The sequence below is a fragment of the Limnohabitans sp. MMS-10A-192 genome (genome assembly GCF_003063335.1).
Taxonomy (GTDB): Bacteria; Pseudomonadota; Gammaproteobacteria; order Burkholderiales; family Burkholderiaceae_C; genus Limnohabitans_A.
On record NZ_NERX01000001.1, the window covers coordinates 323,602 to 336,318 of the forward strand.

Annotated in this window: 14 protein-coding genes; 5 read left to right on the forward strand and 9 right to left on the reverse strand. The window is 61.1% G+C overall.

The features are described from left to right. Positions 1-94 precede the first annotated feature (94 nt). Entirely contained in the window at positions 95-1,000 is a 906-nt protein-coding gene (locus tag B9Z43_RS01680) for an AEC family transporter (RefSeq protein ID WP_108322419.1), read from the reverse strand. 141 nt (positions 1,001-1,141) lie between these two features. Here B9Z43_RS01680 and B9Z43_RS01685 point away from each other — a divergent pair, with 141 nt between their 5' ends. Both B9Z43_RS01685 and xerD read left to right on the forward strand, forming a co-directional pair. Continuing rightward, complete coding sequence (locus B9Z43_RS01685) at positions 1,142-2,107, forward strand: tripartite tricarboxylate transporter substrate binding protein BugE (protein ID WP_108322420.1); 966 nt, start codon at positions 1,142-1,144, stop codon at positions 2,105-2,107. Then, the gene (gene xerD, locus B9Z43_RS01690) at positions 2,107-3,015 is read left to right on the forward strand and encodes a site-specific tyrosine recombinase XerD (RefSeq protein ID WP_108322421.1); all 909 of its coding nucleotides are present in this window, start codon (positions 2,107-2,109) and stop codon (positions 3,013-3,015) included. The genes B9Z43_RS01685 and xerD overlap by 1 nt, the downstream gene beginning before the upstream one ends. A 3-nt stretch (positions 3,016-3,018) precedes the next feature. Here xerD and B9Z43_RS01695 read toward each other — a convergent pair whose 3' ends face one another. Then, the gene (locus B9Z43_RS01695; RefSeq protein WP_108322422.1) at positions 3,019-3,795 is read right to left on the reverse strand and encodes a ferritin-like domain-containing protein; all 777 of its coding nucleotides are present in this window, start codon (positions 3,793-3,795) and stop codon (positions 3,019-3,021) included. A gap of 145 nt (positions 3,796-3,940) precedes the next feature. Between B9Z43_RS01695 and B9Z43_RS01700 the strand changes: the two genes are divergently transcribed. Together B9Z43_RS01700 and B9Z43_RS01705 are read left to right on the forward strand one after the other, a co-directional pair. Beyond that, positions 3,941-4,465, forward strand: coding sequence for a gamma carbonic anhydrase family protein (locus B9Z43_RS01700; RefSeq protein WP_108322423.1), 525 nt, complete (start codon positions 3,941-3,943; stop codon positions 4,463-4,465). A 51-nt stretch (positions 4,466-4,516) separates the two neighbouring features. Then, positions 4,517-5,503: an Hsp33 family molecular chaperone HslO gene (locus tag B9Z43_RS01705; protein WP_108323113.1), complete on the forward strand. Its 987-nt coding sequence runs from the start codon at positions 4,517-4,519 to the stop codon at positions 5,501-5,503. A gap of 40 nt (positions 5,504-5,543) precedes the next feature. Here B9Z43_RS01705 and B9Z43_RS01710 read toward each other — a convergent pair whose 3' ends face one another. From B9Z43_RS01710 to B9Z43_RS01740, 7 genes are read right to left on the reverse strand one after another with little or no spacing between them, the layout of a single operon-like run. Next, a complete protein-coding gene (locus B9Z43_RS01710) occupies positions 5,544-6,209 on the reverse strand; it encodes an AAA family ATPase (RefSeq protein ID WP_108323120.1) in 666 nt (221 codons plus the stop codon). Next, positions 6,206-6,775 (reverse strand): nicotinamide riboside transporter PnuC, encoded by a 570-nt coding sequence (gene pnuC / locus B9Z43_RS01715; protein WP_108322424.1) that lies wholly within the window; start codon positions 6,773-6,775, stop codon positions 6,206-6,208. The genes B9Z43_RS01710 and pnuC overlap by 4 nt, the downstream gene beginning before the upstream one ends. Then, positions 6,772-7,047: a cell division protein FtsB gene (gene ftsB, locus B9Z43_RS01720; protein WP_108322425.1), complete on the reverse strand. Its 276-nt coding sequence runs from the start codon at positions 7,045-7,047 to the stop codon at positions 6,772-6,774. The genes pnuC and ftsB overlap by 4 nt, the downstream gene beginning before the upstream one ends. A gap of 11 nt (positions 7,048-7,058) precedes the next feature. Then, on the reverse strand, positions 7,059-8,345 hold the full coding sequence (gene eno, locus B9Z43_RS01725; RefSeq protein ID WP_108322426.1) for a phosphopyruvate hydratase: 1,287 nt from the start codon (positions 8,343-8,345) through the stop codon (positions 7,059-7,061). Positions 8,346-8,378: 33 nt separating this feature from the next. After that, on the reverse strand, positions 8,379-8,666 hold the full coding sequence (locus B9Z43_RS01730; protein ID WP_108322427.1) for a DUF1330 domain-containing protein: 288 nt from the start codon (positions 8,664-8,666) through the stop codon (positions 8,379-8,381). After that, positions 8,663-9,517: a 3-deoxy-8-phosphooctulonate synthase gene (gene kdsA, locus B9Z43_RS01735; RefSeq protein ID WP_108322428.1), complete on the reverse strand. Its 855-nt coding sequence runs from the start codon at positions 9,515-9,517 to the stop codon at positions 8,663-8,665. The genes B9Z43_RS01730 and kdsA overlap by 4 nt, the downstream gene beginning before the upstream one ends. A gap of 30 nt (positions 9,518-9,547) precedes the next feature. Then, positions 9,548-11,194, reverse strand: a complete 1,647-nt coding sequence (locus B9Z43_RS01740; protein WP_108322429.1) for a CTP synthase — start codon at positions 11,192-11,194, stop codon at positions 9,548-9,550. 295 nt (positions 11,195-11,489) lie between these two features. Between B9Z43_RS01740 and coaBC the strand changes: the two genes are divergently transcribed. Then, complete coding sequence (gene coaBC, locus B9Z43_RS01745; RefSeq protein WP_108322430.1) at positions 11,490-12,701, forward strand: bifunctional phosphopantothenoylcysteine decarboxylase/phosphopantothenate--cysteine ligase CoaBC; 1,212 nt, start codon at positions 11,490-11,492, stop codon at positions 12,699-12,701. The last annotated feature ends 16 nt before the right edge of the window (positions 12,702-12,717 follow it).

Here is a 12,717-nt window from a genome sequence, read left to right on the forward strand (position 1 = left end):
CCGGATCAAGTCCGGCATGACATGGAAGGTGCATACCGGATCAAGTCCGGTATGACGTGGTTTGGGATGAGGGTGGGCCCAAGATGCTTGTGGGTCAGCGCAGCACGCCCAGCGCAAAGGGCAAGCTCCACATGCCTGACAAGGTGGACAGCGTGACCAGGCCCGCCACATAAGGCCCGTTGTAGCCCATGCGGGCAGCCAGCACATAGCAAGTCGATGCCGTGGGCAAGGCCGAGAACGCCAGCAAGACGGTGGTCTGGGTCGGGTTCAGTTCAAACAGCCGCGACATGCCCAACGCGATCAGGGGCAAAAAGAAGTGTTTGATCGACAGCACGCTCAGGCCCAGCAGTTTGCCCCGCGTCAGGGTGCCCAGTTGCATGCCTGCGCCTGCAGCCATCAAGCCCAACGCCAAAGACGAGGCGCCGATGCGCCCGATGCTCGGGTCCAGCCACTGGGGCATCCGAAACCCCATCAGGTTGGCGATCAAGCCCGCACCTGTGGCCACGATCAGGGGGTTGCGGATGAGCTCGCCCATGAAGCCCTTGTTCGCATGCCGGGCCATGGGCCAGACGGCGCCGATGTTGAACAGGGGCACGCAAACCCCAATCAGCATCGAGATCATCAGCAAGCCTTCGGGGCCCGCCAGGCGCTCGGCCAGCGCCAGGGCGATGAAGGAGTTGAAGCGAAACCCCACCTGCGCGCTGGCGGCGTGGTCGCGTTTGTCGAGCCGTTTGCCCAGAAAGGGCCAATGCGGCAGGCTGTAGGACAAGGCGATCGCGCACAGGCCCAAGCTCAGGCCAGCGCCAATCAGGCTGGAGGCGGTGTTCAGGTCGATCGGGCTTTTGACGATCGAGTGAAACAGCAAGACCGGAAACAGGAAGAAATACACCAGCGTTTCGACCGACTGCCACACGGACCGGTTCAAGGCCGTGTAGCGGCAAATCAGGTAGCCGCACAGGATGAGCGAGAAGTCGGGAAAGAGCAGTTGGGCGAAATTCACTGCATGAGCATAACCGTGCTTTGCGCGTGATCGGTTCAGGCCTGTCGCCTCGGTGAAGGCGCTGTGCTTACATGGGTTTCCCCTTGCCGTCAGGGGCATTGTTTGTGCTTATGATCAAGGTTCATTTGAGGAGTTTTTTGTATGAAGCGTCGCAATTGGATTTCAGTGGCCACCTTGGCTGTCGTGAGTGGTTCGGTTTGGGCCCAGGCTTACCCCAATCGGCCTGTGAAACTGCAAGTGCCTTTTGCCCCCGGTGGCACCACGGACATCGTGGCCCGCGTGATTTCTGAGCCTTTGGGTAAGGCCTTGGGGCAAAGCGTCATTGTTGAAAACAAAGCCGGTGGCGGCGGTGTGGTGGGTGCCAATGAAACCGCCAAAGCCAGTCCAGATGGGTATTCCCTGGGCATGGCGACGGTGTCGACCACCGCAGCCAATCCAGCGATCAATGCCAAGATCCCATACAACCCGCTCACGGATTTCACCCCCATCATCAACATTGCGGCCACGCCCAATGTGATCGCGGTCCATCCAAGTTTTCCGGCCAAGGACTACAAGGGCTTTCTGGCTGAGTTGAAGAAGAATCCTGGCAAATACTCCTACTCCTCTTCGGGCACGGGCGGCATTGGCCACTTGCAGACCGAATTGTGGAAGAGTCTGACGGGTGTGTTCATCACCCACATCCCTTACCGCGGCGCAGGCCCGGCCCTGAACGACACGGTGGCAGGCCAGGTGCCGATCATTTTTGACAACCTGCCTTCTGCATTGCCATTCATTTTGTCAGGCAAATTGGTGCCGATTGTGCTGGCCGCGCCTCAGCGCTTGACACAGCTGCCCAACGTGCCCACCTTCAAGGAAGTGGGGCTTGAGCCCGTCAACCGCATGGCTTATTATGGCATCCTGGGCCCCAAAGGCTTGCCCAAGGACGTGGTCGACAAAGTCAGCGCTGGCGTGAAGAAAGCCCTGCAAGACCCGGCCGTGGTCAAACGCATCCAGGACACAGGCTCTTTGGTGGTGGCCAACACGCCTGAAGAATTCACGGTCCAGATCAAGGCCGAATTCGAGGTTTACAAAAAGGTTGTGGACCAGCAAAAGCTCAAGCTGGACTGATGCACCCAGACAGCCAGTCGGCCATCGACCGCTTTGCCGATGCTCTCTGGCTGGAGGACGGACTGGCCGCCAACACCTTGGCGGCCTACCGCCGCGATCTGGAATTGTTTGCCGTCTGGTTGTTTCTCAATCAAGGTCTGGCATTGGACCTGGCACAAGAGCATCATCTGCAGGCTTATTTTGCAGACCGTCATGCCCACAGCAAGGCCACTTCGGCCAACCGCAGGTTGACGGTCTTCAAACGCTACTTTCGCTGGGCCCTGCGCGAGCGCCTGGTTCAACAAGACCCCACGCTGCGCATGCTGGCGGCCAAGCAGGCTGTGCGGGTGCCCAAGACCTTGGGCGAGGCCCAGGTTGATGCTTTGCTCCGCGCGCCCGATGTGGCCACCGATCTGGGCGCCCGTGACCGGGCCATGCTGGAGCTGATGTATGCCAGTGGTCTGCGGGTGAGCGAGCTGGTGCAGCTCAAGACCTTGCATGTCTCACTGAACGAAGGCGTGCTGCGCATCATGGGCAAGGGCAGCAAAGAGCGCCTGGTGCCTTTTGGTCAGGAAGCGCAGCAATGGCTGCAGCGCTACATGGGGCAAGCCCGTCCTGCTTTGTTGGGGCAGCGGCAGACCGAAGATCTGTTCATCACTTCCAGTGGCCCCAAGCCGGGCACGGCCATGTCGCGCGTCATGTTCTGGAACCTGGTCAAGCGTTATGCCATCCAGGCGGGCATCACCTCGCCCTTGTCGCCACACACCTTGCGCCACGCCTTTGCCACGCATTTGCTCAACCACGGGGCCGATTTGCGCGCTGTGCAGATGTTGTTGGGGCATGCCGACATCTCGACCACCACCATCTACACCCATGTGGCGCGGGAGCGGCTCAAGAGCCTGCACGCGCAGCACCACCCGCGTGGGTGATGTTCAGCTTAGCGCCGCCAATTCCGCTTCTTCAAACCCCGCCAGTCGCCGTGCGGCCATGTTGAAGGGCGGGCGCAGTTTGGGCGCGTCGTATTGCGCGATCAGCGCGGCATAGGTGCTGACCGGGTCCAGCCCCCTTTGCGCGCACAGGTGGCGGTACCAGCGGTTGCCAGCGGCCACATGGCCGATTTCTTCTTCCAGGATGATGTCCAGGATCTTGCCAGCGGCATGGTCGCCTGCGCTGACCAGTTTGTTTTTCACGCCTGGCGACGCGTCCAGCCCGCGTGCTTCCATGGTGCGCGGCACGATGCCGATGCGGGCCAGCAAGTCACCTTGGGTGCGCTCGGCCATGTCCCACAGTGAGTTGTGGGCCGGGAAGTCGCCGTAGTCGTAGCCCATGTCCACCAGGTGGTTGCGAAGCAGCATGAAGTGCTTGGCTTCTTCTTGGGCAATGCGGACCCAGTCGGTGTAAAAAGCTTCGGGCATGCCTGCAAAGCGCCACACCACGTCCAGCGCCAGATCGATGGCGTTGAGCTCGATGTGGGTGATCGAATGCAGCAAGATCGCCCGGCCTTCAGGCGTGGTGAGCGATTTGGCCTTGATGTGCGTGTGCGGCAGCAGCGCGGGTTTGGCGGGGCGGCCAGGCAGGGGGCTGGGCGCTTGCAGTTGCTCTTGCGCCCGCACGGGGGCGTGCAAGTCCAGCGCCAAAGTGGCTTGGGCTTTCAAAACGGGGTGGGCTTCAGCCCAAGGCCCCAGGGCAGCGGTTCGCAAAGAAGACATGCTTGGCAAAATGAGATCGGCAAAATGGTTCGCCCTTCAGAAAACCCCGCACAGACGGGAAATGAGGGCGCCGTGCTCAAGTGTTCCTTTGAGCCTCCCTACAATTGTAGGTTTCGCCGATCAGATAACCCTTCAGGAGACAGACATGGCCATTTACCAACTCGACGCGCACACCCCCGAAGTGGCCGACTCCGCATGGGTTGCCGACTCGGCGCAGGTCATGGGTGCTGTCAAGATCGCCAAAGACGCCAGCGTCTGGTTTGGCGTCACTGTGCGAGGTGACACCGAAAGCATCGACATCGGCGAGGGCAGCAACATCCAGGATGGCAGTGTCATGCACGCCGACCACGGCAAACCGATCAAGGTCGGCAAGCACGTGACGGTGGGCCACATGGTCATGCTACACGGCTGCACGATTGGTGACGAATCGCTGATCGGCATTGGCGCAGTGGTGCTCAACGGCGCCAAGATCGGCAAGAACTGCCTGGTGGGCGCAGGCTCTTTGGTGACCGAGGGCAAAGAGTTTCCTGATGGCTCCATGATCATGGGCACCCCCGCCAAGGTGGTGCGTGAATTGAGCGCCGAACAGATCGAAGGCCTGCGCCAAAGCGCTCGTCACTATGTTCAAAATGCGCAGCGCTTCAAAGCCGGGCTGAAGAAAATCGGCTGATTTTTATATTGTTAACTTTTGAGGATTGGCCAACTGGCCGGTGAATTGACTTTGTCTGAACTCCATAAATTCATTTTTGAAGGCCTGCCGGTGCGCGGCATGCTCGTGCGCTTGACCGATGCCTGGCAAGACATCCTGGCGCGTCGCGCTGCCAATTCCGAGACGGGTGCTTACCCGGCACCTGTGCGCCAATTGCTGGGCGAGATGGCCGCTGCCGGTGTGTTGATGCAGGGCAACATCAAGTTCAATGGCGCTTTGGTTTTGCAGATTTTTGGAGACGGTCCGGTCAAGCTGGGCGTGGTCGAAGTGCAGCCCGATTTCAGCTTGCGTGCCACCTGCACACAGGTGGGGGATGTGGCCGATGACGCAACACTGAGCCAGATGGTCAACGTGAACAACCAGGGCCGCTGCGCCATCACGCTGGACCCGCAAGACCGTTTGCCTGGGCAACAGCCTTACCAAGGTGTGGTCCCCTTGTTCGGTGACCAGGGCGAAAAGCTGGAGAACATCAGCGAAGTGCTGGAGCATTACATGCTGCAGTCCGAGCAGTTGGACACCGTGCTGGTGCTGGCGGCCGATGACAAGGTGGCGGCCGGTTTGCTGATCCAGCGCCTGCCGATCGAAGGCGAGGGCAATCTGGGCGGCCAGGCGGATTCGGTGGAGCGCGAGGCGGCGCTGGGCCAAAGCGAAGACTTCAGCCGCATCGCGATTTTGACCAAGAGCCTCAAGCGCGAAGAGTTGCTCACGCTGGATGCCGAAACCATTTTCCACCGCTTGTACTGGGAAGAGCCGTTGGCCCGTTTTGAGCCGCTCATCGGTGAGACAGGTCCCCGTTTTGCTTGCCGTTGCAGCCGTGAGCGCGTGGGCAACATGATCCGCAGCCTGGGTACCGAAGAGGTGGAGAGCATCATCGCCGAGCGCGGACAGGTGGATGTGGGTTGCGATTTCTGCGGTGCCGAATACCGCTTTGATCCCGTGGACGCCGCAGGGCTGTTCACAGGCTTGAGCGCGGACTTGTCAGGCGGCTCGGTCCACTGATGGCTCGGTAGGGCGGGGCTGAAGCCGTCGACCTGCAGGGTCAAGCTGACCGCTGCGCCAGCAGGCCCGTGAACAGCTTGTGCTCGCAAGCGGGGTCGCTGCACTCGTTGCATTGCCAGACGGTGCGTCCTTGGTTGATGGCAAATTGTGCTTGCTCTCTCGTGCAGCGCGCGGCTTCGTCCTCGCCTTCCAGCCCCAAGGCCAGCAGGGCGTTGTTCAGCCGTTGATGACCCTGCCCATAGACCACTCGGAAGGCGATTCCTTCGCGCGCCAGCGCTTGCCTCACCAAGGTGTCCACCGGCCCACGCACATGGGGGCCATCGCGTTGCAGGCCATCGGCCACCCAGAGCAAATCCAGCCCGGTGACCAGCGTGATGTCGTACTGCGCTTGGTGCGCCAAAGCCATGGGGTACAGGCTGTCGTCCTCAAACAGCATGTGGCTGTACACCGCGGTCATCAGGGGGGTGGTGTCGGAGATGACCCAGCCTGGCGCGGCTTGTTCCACGGCTTGCGCCTGCGCCCGGGCGATGGCCAGTTGTTCATGCGCTTGGGGTGTGCGGCCTTCGCGCTCGCACCAACTGCGCAAGATCTCGTCCACCGTCTGCACTGCTTGGCCACGCAGGCGAATGACTTCGGCCAGTGCTTGCGTCAGCCAGGACTTGCCGGTGCTTTCTGCGCCAACGATGGCGATGCGGCGTACGCTCATGCGCGTGCCTTCATGCGGGTCTGCCAGGCCCGCCAGCCCCACACGCTCATGAGCGTGAAAAGCGCGTACAGCAAGCACGTGAGCCACAGGCCTTTGTAGGCAAACAGGGTCACGCTGATGACGTTGACCACCAGCCAGACCAGCCAGTTCTCGATGTATTTGCGCCCCAGCAGGGCTTGGCCCACCAGGCTCAAGGCGGTGGGCAGCGCGTCCCACCAGGCCACATCGCTGTCGGTGAAGGTTTGCAGCAGCAAGGCCAAAGCCGGCCACAGCAGCACCGAGGCCAGCACCACCAGGGTCCAGCCCTTGCGCGACAAGCGCTGAATGACCAAAGCCGGTTGGGCATCGTCGCCCGTGCGCAGCCATTGCCACCAGCCCCACAGGGCCAGCGCGGCAAACACCAGCTGCAAAGCGGCTTCGCCATACAAGAGGCTGTCTTTGAACACAAAAAAGTAGAGGAGGGCGCTGACGATGGCCAGCGGCCAGCTCCAATGCAGCTCGCGGATGCTGCACACCACCATCACCAAGCCCAGCACAAAGCCGGCGATCTCGGTGGGGGTCATCATTTGGCGATCTGAACGAAGATTTCGTTGGCCTTGACCATGCCCAGTTCTTGACGGGCTCGCTCTTCGACCATGCTCAAGCCTTCTTTGAGGTCATTGACCTCGGCGTTGAGCTGCTCGTTGGTGCGGCGAGCTTCTTCGTTGGACGCCTTTTGCTGCTGGAGCTCATGCTCCATCTTGGCCACATTGGGCAAACCGCCGCGCCCGAACCACAACTGAGCATTCACGATCACCAGCAAGGTGATCAGCACGATGGGGACGAGGCGGTTGCCCATGTCTGTCGGTCTCAGCGCAGGTTGTAGAACGCGCTGCGGCCAGGGTACACGGCCACGTCGCCCAGGTCTTCTTCGATGCGCAGCAGCTGGTTGTACTTGGCCATGCGGTCCGAACGGCTCATGGAGCCGGTCTTGATCTGTCCTGCGTTCAGGCCCACGGCGATGTCAGCAATCGTGCTGTCTTCGGTCTCGCCCGAACGGTGACTGATCACAGCGGTGTAACCAGCTCGCTTGGCCATTTCGATGGCTTCGAAGGTCTCGGTCAGGGTGCCGATCTGGTTGATCTTGATCAGGATCGAGTTGGCGATGCCTTTGTCGATGCCTTCTTTGAAGATCTTGGTGTTGGTCACGAACAGGTCGTCACCCACGATTTGCACGTTCTTGGCCAAGCGGTCGGTCAGCACTTTCCAGCCATCCCAGTCGCCTTCGGCCATGCCGTCTTCGATGCTGATGATGGGGTACTTGTCACACCAGGTGGCCAGCATGTCGGTCCACTGCTCAGAGGTCAGGCTGATGCCGCCTTCACCGGCCAGCACGTACTTGCCGTCCTTGTAGAACTCGCTGGCCGCGCAGTCCAGGCCGATGGCGATCTGCTCGCCCGCGGTGTAACCGGCAGCGGCAATCGCGTCCAGCACCATCTGGATGGCCGCTTCGTGGCTGTCGACGTTGGGGGCAAAGCCGCCTTCGTCGCCCACGGCAATGCTCATGCCTTTGTCGTGGATGATTTTCTTGAGCGCGTGGAACACTTCAGCGCCCCAACGCACAGCTTCGCGGAACGACGGTGCGCCCACGGGGATGATCATGAACTCTTGCAAGTCCAGGTTGTTGTTGGCGTGTGCGCCGCCGTTGATGACGTTCATCATGGGCACGGGCAGCTGGTTGCCGTTCATGCCGCCAAAGTAGCGGTACAGGGGCAGACCAGACTCTTCGGCTGCGGCGCGGGCCACGGCCATGGACACGGCCAGCATGGCGTTGGCACCTAGGCGGCTCTTGTTGTCGGTGCCGTCCAGGTCGATCAAGGTGCGGTCCAAAAAGGCTTGTTCGGAGGCGTCGAGGCCCAACACGGCTTCGGAGATTTCAGTGTTGATGTGCTCCACAGCCTTGAGCACGCCTTTGCCGAGGTAACGGCTCTTGTCGCCGTCGCGCAGCTCGATGGCTTCGCGGCTGCCGGTGGATGCGCCGGACGGCACAGCGGCGCGGCCCATGACGCCGGACTCCAGCAGCACGTCGCATTCGACGGTGGGGTTGCCACGGCTGTCGAGGATTTCACGGCCGACGATATCAACGATTGCACTCATTTTTGAACTCTCTCAATTTAAAAATAAAAGGGGTTAAAGACCTTCGACCACGACCATGCGCATGATGGCCGCACCGGCTCGGGCTTCGCGGGCTTTGATGTACTCGGGCACTTCATAGAAGGCCTTGGCCGCTTCAAAGGTCGCGAATTTCAAAATCACGATGCGCTCGGGCGACCAGTCGCCTTCGAGCACTTCCACCTGGCCACCCCGCACACAGACTTCTGCGCCCGTGGCTTGCATGGCTGCGGTGGACCACTTTTTGTACTCTTCGTACTGGGTCGGGTTGGTCACCTGGACGTTGGCGATGATATAGCCGCTCATTGGAAGTCTTCCTCCAGGAAGGGGTTCTTTTTGGTGACGGAATCGAGTTGGACCAGCGTCTCCAGCAGAGCCTTCATTTTGCCCAAGGGCACAGCGTTGGGGCCGTCCGACCAAGCCTCTTGAGGCTTGGGATGGGTTTCCATGAAGAGACCGGCCACGCCCACGGCCACACCCGCACGGGCCAGCACGGGCACCATCTCGCGGGCGCCGCCGCTGCTGGTGCCTTGGCCGCCTGGCTTTTGCACCGAGTGCGTCACATCAAACACCACCGGCGCGCCGGTTTTGCGCATCTCGGCCAGGCTCGTCATGTCGGCCACGAGGTTGTTGTAACCAAAGCTCACACCGCGCTCACAGGCCAGAAAGTTGTCTTCGGGCAGGCCGACTTCGCGCGCCGCGCTGCGGGCCTTGTCGATGACATTTTTCATGTCCCAAGGCGCCAAAAACTGGCCCTTCTTGATGTTGACCGGCTTGCCCGATTGCGCCACAGCGCGGATGAAGTCGGTCTGGCGGCACAAAAAGGCAGGGGTCTGCAGCACATCGACCACGCTGGCCACGGTTTTGACCTGCGATTCGTCGTGCACGTCGGTGAGGATGGGCACGCCAATCTGGCGGCGCACTTCGTCGAGGATTTTCAGGCCCGCATCGATGCCCACGCCGCGCTGGGTGCTGCCCGAGGAGCGGTTGGCCTTGTCGAATGAGCCTTTGTAGATGAACGGGATGCCCAATGCGGTGCAGGCCTCTTTGAGGCGACCGGCGACCTCAATCGACATCTCTAGGCCTTCGATGGAGCAGGTGCCTGCGATCAAAAAGAAAGGCTGGTGCAGGCCAACGTCAAATCCGCATAGTTTCATGGCAGTGTCCTGTTGAATGGGGCTATGGGCTCAGGCCTTGGCCTTGTTTTCGATCGCCGCCTTGACGAAGGCGTTGAACAGCGGGTGGCCGTCCCAGGGGGTGGACTTGAATTCAGGGTGGAACTGCACACCCACATACCAAGGGTGCACGGTTTGTGGCAGCTCAACGATTTCTGTCAGCTGTTCGCGCTGGGTCAGCGCCGAGATCACCAGACCGGCTTTGCGCAGGTCATCGAGGTAATTGACGTTCGCCTCATACCGGTGGCGGTGGCGCTCGGTGACCACATCGCCATAAATCTGGTGCGCCAATGTGCCTTTGGCGACGTCAGAGCTTTGCGCGCCCAGACGCATGGTGCCGCCCAGGTCGGAGTTGGCGTCACGCACCTGGATGGAACCGTCCGCGTCTTTCCACTCGTTGATCAGTGCGATCACGGGGAAGGGCGTATCTGGCTCGAACTCGGTGCTGTTGGCATCCTTCATGCCGGCCACATGGCGGGCATATTCGATCGTGGCCACTTGCATGCCCAGGCAGATGCCCAAATAAGGCACTTTGTGGGTGCGGGCGAATTGCGCCGTTTCGATCTTGCCTTCCACGCCGCGCTTGCCAAAGCCGCCGGGCACCAGTACGCCGTCGTAGTGGGCCAGGCTGGCCACGGTCTCGGGGGTGATGGTTTCGGAGTCGATGTGCTCGATCTTGACGCGCACGTGGTTGCGCATGCCGGCGTGGCGCAGCGCTTCGTTGACCGATTTGTAGCTGTCCGACAACTCGACGTATTTGCCGACCATGGCAATGGTGACTTCGCCTTTGGGGTTGGCGGTCTCGTACACCAGATCGTCCCAGCGCTTGAGGCTGGCGGGCGGCGTGTTCAGGCGCAGCTTGTCACAGATCAGGCCGTCCAGCCCTTGCTCGTGCAGCACGCGGGGGACTTTGTAGATGGTGTCCACGTCGGGCATGGAGATGACGCCCCAGCTTTGCACGTTGGTGAACAGCGAAATCTTGTCGCGCTCGTCATCGGGGATGTAGCGGTCGGCACGGCACAGCAGTGCGTCGGGCTGGATGCCGATTTCGCGCAGTTTTTGCACTGTGTGCTGCGTGGGTTTGGTTTTGAGCTCGCCTGCGGTGGCAATCCAGGGCAGGTAAGTCAGGTGCACAAAGGCGGTGTTGTTGGGCCCCAAACGCAGGCTGAGTTGGCGCACGGCTTCCAAGAATGGCAAAGACTCGATGTCGCCCACGGTACCGCCGATCTCGACGATGGCCACATCCACGGCTTCGGGGGTGCCAAAACCAGCACCGCGCTTGACGAAGTCCTGGATTTCGTTGGTGACGTGGGGGATGACTTGCACGGTCTTGCCCAGGTAGTCGCCACGGCGCTCTTTTTCGAGCACGCTTTTGTAAATCTGGCCGGTCGTGAAGTTGTTGGCCTTCTTCATCCGGGTGTTGATGAAGCGCTCGTAGTGGCCCAAGTCCAAGTCGGTTTCAGCGCCGTCGTCGGTGACAAACACCTCGCCGTGCTGGATCGGCGACATGGTGCCGGGGTCCACGTTGAGGTAAGGGTCGAGTTTGATGAGGGTGACGGAGAGGCCGCGCGATTCAAGCAAGGCAGCCAGAGAGGCGGAGGCGATTCCCTTGCCCAGGGAAGACACCACACCGCCGGTGACGAAGACGAATTTGGTCATGTCCAAGACGGGAGCCTTGAGCTCCCGGTAGGTGGAAATCGTGATTATAGACAGTCGGGTTGGGGTTCATACCCACGTGGAGCTGTTTTGTGGTGTGTTTCCGCGCTGAGGCGGGCGCAGGCCGGTCGTGCTCATAACTCGCTTCGCTCGCCAAATCGCCCGATCCGGCCAGCGCCCGTCTCAGCGCTACACCGCCTCCGCAGGGGTGCTTGGGTGCAGCTTCAGGTCGGGGCTGGAGCCGCCGACCACACCTGTGGGTACAGGTGTTCATGGGCTCTCTGCTACATTCCCCGCCATGAGCACATTGGTTGGAAAACACATCGTTCTTGGCTTGTCGGGCGGCATTGCGGCCTTCAAGTCAGCGGAACTCTGCCGCGCTTTGGTCAAGGCGGGCTGCACGGTGCAGGTCGTCATGACCGAGGCGGCTGAGCAATTCATGACCGCAGTGACCCTGCAGGCCTTGTCAGGTCGGCCGGTCTACACCTCGCAGTGGGACACCCGCGAAGCCAACAACATGGCGCACATCAACTTGAGCCGTGAGGCCGATGCGATTGTGGTGGCGCCTGCCAGTGCGGATTTCATGGCCAAGCTCTTGCATGGCCGGGCTGATGAATTGCTCAGCCTGATGTGCTTGGCGCGGCCCTTGGACAAAGTGCCCTTGATCGTGGCCCCGGCCATGAACCGCGAAATGTGGGCCAACCCGGCCACCCAGCGCAATGTGGCGCAGCTCAAATTGGATGGCGTGCATGTGCTGGACGTGGGGCAGGGCGATCAGGCCTGCGGCGAAACGGGTGACGGCCGCATGCTGGAAGCCGAAGAAATTCTGGAAGACCTGGAGGCGTTTTTTGCGCCCAAGACCTTGGCGGGCCAACATGTGCTGGTCACGGCAGGGCCCACTTACGAAGCCATCGACCCGGTGCGCGGCATCACCAATTTGTCCAGCGGCAAGATGGGTTTTGCCATTGCCCGAGCTGCCCGCATGGCGGGTGCCGAAGTGAGCTTGGTCGCCGGGCCTGTGCATTTGCCCACGCCACGCGGTGTGCAGCGCATCGATGTGCGTTCGGCCCGTCAGATGCTGGACGCGGTGCAGGCGCAGGTAGACAAGGCCTCGGTCTTTGTGGCCACGGCCGCTGTGGCCGATTGGCGGCCTGACACCCAGGCCGATCAAAAGATCAAAAAAGACGGCTCGGGTCAGACGCCGGCGCTGAAGTTTGTGGAGAACCCCGACATCTTGGCCACCGTGGCGCAATCGGCTCGGGCCCAGTCCGGCGTCTTGTTTTGTGTCGGTTTTGCCGCAGAAAGCCACGACCTGCTGACCCATGCCACCGTCAAGCGTGTCCGCAAAGGGGTGCCGCTTTTGGTCGGCAACATCGGCCCGGCCACATTTGGGCAGGACGACAACGCCTTGCTCTTGGTGGACGATGCCGGTGCCCGTGAATTGCCGCATGCCAGCAAACAGGCCTTGGCTGGGCAACTCATCGCAGACATTGCCCGCCGTTTGAAATGATTCTTCCGCGTGACAT

Excerpts from the sequence above, each read along its gene's own strand:
- B9Z43_RS01685 (WP_108322420.1), top strand. The coding sequence starts at position 1,142 with ATGAAGCGTCGCAATTGGATTTCAGTGGCCACCTTGGCTGTCGTGAGT.
- xerD (WP_108322421.1), top strand. The coding sequence starts at position 2,107 with ATGCACCCAGACAGCCAGTCGGCCATCGACCGCTTTGCCGATGCTCTC.
- B9Z43_RS01695 (WP_108322422.1), bottom strand. The coding sequence starts at position 3,795 with ATGTCTTCTTTGCGAACCGCTGCCCTGGGGCCTTGGGCTGAAGCCCAC.
- B9Z43_RS01700 (WP_108322423.1), top strand. The coding sequence starts at position 3,941 with ATGGCCATTTACCAACTCGACGCGCACACCCCCGAAGTGGCCGACTCC.
- B9Z43_RS01710 (WP_108323120.1), bottom strand. The coding sequence starts at position 6,209 with ATGAGCGTACGCCGCATCGCCATCGTTGGCGCAGAAAGCACCGGCAAG.
- pnuC (WP_108322424.1), bottom strand. The coding sequence starts at position 6,775 with ATGATGACCCCCACCGAGATCGCCGGCTTTGTGCTGGGCTTGGTGATG.
- ftsB (WP_108322425.1), bottom strand. The coding sequence starts at position 7,047 with ATGGGCAACCGCCTCGTCCCCATCGTGCTGATCACCTTGCTGGTGATC.
- eno (WP_108322426.1), bottom strand. The coding sequence starts at position 8,345 with ATGAGTGCAATCGTTGATATCGTCGGCCGTGAAATCCTCGACAGCCGT.
- B9Z43_RS01730 (WP_108322427.1), bottom strand. The coding sequence starts at position 8,666 with ATGAGCGGCTATATCATCGCCAACGTCCAGGTGACCAACCCGACCCAG.
- kdsA (WP_108322428.1), bottom strand. The coding sequence starts at position 9,517 with ATGAAACTATGCGGATTTGACGTTGGCCTGCACCAGCCTTTCTTTTTG.
- B9Z43_RS01740 (WP_108322429.1), bottom strand. The coding sequence starts at position 11,194 with ATGACCAAATTCGTCTTCGTCACCGGCGGTGTGGTGTCTTCCCTGGGC.
- coaBC (WP_108322430.1), top strand. The coding sequence starts at position 11,490 with ATGAGCACATTGGTTGGAAAACACATCGTTCTTGGCTTGTCGGGCGGC.